This window comes from Moorena sp. SIO4A1 (assembly GCF_010672065.1).
Lineage (GTDB): Bacteria > Cyanobacteriota > Cyanobacteriia > Cyanobacteriales > Coleofasciculaceae > Moorena.
Map to the genome: position 1 here is coordinate 1 of NZ_JAAHHX010000228.1, position 2,870 is coordinate 2,870.

The following is a 2,870-nucleotide window of genomic DNA, read 5'->3' on the forward strand; positions in this document are numbered from 1 at the left end:
ACCTATTTACTTGCCCATTCATAAAACACCGGAAAGGTAAAATGAAGATTCGGTAAAAATTTGATTTAGCGTTTGTATTTGAGATGTAAAATTTAACACGATAAATAAAGATATAATGTCAGGTGTACTTTGGGCTAAAAAGCGACATCATGAATAATATCAAGTCAGGTTGAATACCCTCAGCCCTGGTGCTAATGGTTTAGTAAATAGGAGCACTTCTGAAAATAAGCTTGATATTCATCATAGCATCTATGAATAATCTTGTTGACCCTTGGATAATCACTTTTTGCTAACTTAAGAATACCCGAATCATAACGGTAATGGTCAGAGTCAATTAAGATCAAAAAATTAATTAATTATTAAATTAATAACCATGCCAGTTCGTGACTACTATCATGATAGTGTACGCAATGCCCTTCAAAAAGACGGTTGGACAATCACCCACGATCCCTATCGTTTAAAACTCACTAGAAAAAAGAATTTATATATTGACTTAGGGGCAGAACGACTCATTGCGGCGGAAAAAGGTGTCCAGAAAATTGCTGTTGAAATCAAAAGTTTCCGCAGTGCATCAGAAATGAAAGATTTAGAGGAAGCAGTGGGTCAATTTGTTTTGTATGAACACCTACTGGTACGCTACGAACCCGAAAGAAAACTCTATTTAGCTGTTCCATAAGATGTGAGATCATCAGTGTTTGAAGAAGAAGCAGGACAAGTTTTAATCGAAGATAAAATCATTCGCATTTTTACCTTTGACGTCAATCAAGAGGAGCTTATTACATGGATACCTTAAACAAAACTAATCTAAAACAAGCCATTATCAAAGTCTTACAAGACTACGTTGAATTTTTAGGAAATGACCCCGAAAGCGACCTTCAATTAATCATTGACGAAAATAAAGATCACTATCTCCTCATGGAAATAGGTTGGCACAAAAATCAAAGAATTTACGGCAGTTTGATTCACATTGATATCATTAACGAAAAAATTTGGCTTCAACAAGACGGCACAGAAGAAGGAGTCGCCAACGAACTGGTAAAACTAGGCATTTCACCCCAACAAATTGTCCTTGCCTTTAAAACCTTAGAACGCCGTAAAATAACTGACTTTGCCGTTTCCTAATTCAAAACTAAGTACCTAGGCAAAATTGCTTACACATTGAAAGTCTTGCTAGCCAAGGCTTTCAGCACTAATTTAAGTGATATCAAGTCCGGTTGAATACCCATAATAAAAGTGTATCGAAGGCAGAGGGAATCCCCCCTAACCCCCCGCGCGGAAGGGGGGCAGGCAGCTATGCTGAAGTAAAGGAGTAAGGTTTCAAGGGTAATCGTGTTTTATAACTAATTATCCGGAGATGATATGACTTCCTTTATTTTTACCAAAAAAATGGCCTGTAAGATGAAACTAAAGGTAAGTATTTTTCATACAAAACAAACCTTCATGGATAGTACTACCCCCTCACAAATTTGTCAAGCTGACGGGGTGACAAGAAGATTAAAAGATTTACTGGTTGTGGGGTGTGGGGTGATTGGTGTAGGGAAACGAGGGAGCTATTCCACGTTGGTAGCGATGCAGCGCGGCCAAAGGGGGTTTCCACGGGGCAAACAGCAGTGCGGACGCAGGTGACCCACACAGACCCATGCGCCATGAGCGACTGCATCAAGAAGGGACGGTTGAATCAGGTTGGAGACGGTTGAATCAGGTTGGGCATGTTGGTTTTTGCTAGGGTAACTCCAAAGTATAGCAGTCGCCAGGGCAGGCGCGGACATGACAAAAGTCTCAAACCTAAGTAAGCGCAAGAGTTTGACTTCTGACTTCTGACTTCTGACTTCTGACTTCTGACTTCTGCTATAGCTTCTATTTTCCCCACATCCCACACCCCACAACCGGTCACCCTGTCTTCTTTTTAGCCTTGTTGTCACCCCCTTAGCCTTTGAACACATTTACAGTAGACGCGGTAGCGGCTTCTCCCAGAGTAGCAATAGATTCCTTTCGGACAGCCATGTCTTATCGCGCATGTCAATTGGCTCAACCAAAATCAGGACGTGTTTGCTCCTTACAAAGCCTCTTTGGGCTATGTTTGGGCTTGATTTTTGTCTAAATCCCGTTAGCTTCCGGCAAAAGTGGTGAGTTGGACTCAAGCTAGCACTCTCAACGACAATCTCGATCAGGTGTTTGTCTAGAATTTTTGTGCAACCCTGCGGTGGAGCAAAGCTTACCCGAGTATAAAATCATTTTTTAATTAGCATAGTGCGTCTGAGTGAACTCAGGCGCATTTTTGATCAGGGTTGGTCTGCCCAGGACTTTTGTTAAGAAATATTACAAAAAAGTGGCCTTTTGTAGAAAAAGAGCAGATTTAGTTTGATTAACCATTAGAGGCTGAAAAACACAGCAGTTTTTAGATACAGCCTCAGACACCACCTCAGATGTAACTTCAGATACAACCGAGGTGTGGGTTACATAGCAACTGACGATTCCTTATTAAGGAGGAAACATCAATGAATTATACCAATAATATCACAGGAACAGCAGGTGATGATAACCTGTTTGGCACTGTCGAAAATGATCGCATTGACGGTTTGGCTGGCAATGACAGGATCTTTGGTAGTGAGGGAATGAATTACCTTTTCGGCGGTAATGGCAATGACGAAATCTTTGGTGGTTCAGAGCGGGATGTGATTTTTGGTGGTAGCGGTAACGATACCATCTTCGGCAGTGAGGGTGATAATGTAATCTATGGTGGCTTAGTGGTGCAGAGAAGTCTTGAAAGTAGTGGTAGGTATAGAGTCTCAATAATAAGACAGGGATAGCATGACAGGGGGATTCCATGAGAAGCTTAAGGTCCCAAACTTAAAGCAAATTTCATGGAA

At 41.1% G+C, this 2,870-nt stretch carries 4 protein-coding genes; 3 read left to right on the plus strand and 1 reads right to left on the minus strand.

Annotated elements, in window-relative coordinates; genetic code table 11:
* Window positions 1–373 precede the first annotated feature (373 nt).
* Together F6K53_RS36540 and F6K53_RS36545 are read left to right on the plus strand one after the other, a co-directional pair.
* Window positions 374–676 (plus strand): XisH family protein, encoded by a 303-nt coding sequence (locus F6K53_RS36540; RefSeq protein ID WP_366511402.1) that lies wholly within the window; start codon window positions 374–376, stop codon window positions 674–676.
* 104 nt (window positions 677–780) lie between these two features.
* Window positions 781–1,122 (plus strand): XisI protein, encoded by a 342-nt coding sequence (locus F6K53_RS36545; RefSeq protein WP_008181118.1) that lies wholly within the window; start codon window positions 781–783, stop codon window positions 1,120–1,122.
* A gap of 556 nt (window positions 1,123–1,678) precedes the next feature.
* Here the strand turns inward: F6K53_RS36545 and F6K53_RS36550 are convergent.
* On the minus strand, window positions 1,679–1,870 hold the full coding sequence (locus F6K53_RS36550) for a hypothetical protein (protein WP_293084382.1): 192 nt from the start codon (window positions 1,868–1,870) through the stop codon (window positions 1,679–1,681).
* Window positions 1,871–2,498: 628 nt separating this feature from the next.
* Here F6K53_RS36550 and F6K53_RS36555 point away from each other — a divergent pair.
* Window positions 2,499–2,810 (plus strand): hypothetical protein, encoded by a 312-nt coding sequence (locus tag F6K53_RS36555; protein WP_293084385.1) that lies wholly within the window; start codon window positions 2,499–2,501, stop codon window positions 2,808–2,810.
* Window positions 2,811–2,870 lie beyond the last annotated feature (60 nt).

Excerpts from the sequence above, each read along its gene's own strand:
- F6K53_RS36545 (WP_008181118.1), top strand. The coding sequence starts at position 781 with ATGGATACCTTAAACAAAACTAATCTAAAACAAGCCATTATCAAAGTC.
- F6K53_RS36555 (WP_293084385.1), top strand. The coding sequence starts at position 2,499 with ATGAATTATACCAATAATATCACAGGAACAGCAGGTGATGATAACCTG.
- F6K53_RS36540 (WP_366511402.1), top strand. The coding sequence starts at position 374 with ATGCCAGTTCGTGACTACTATCATGATAGTGTACGCAATGCCCTTCAA.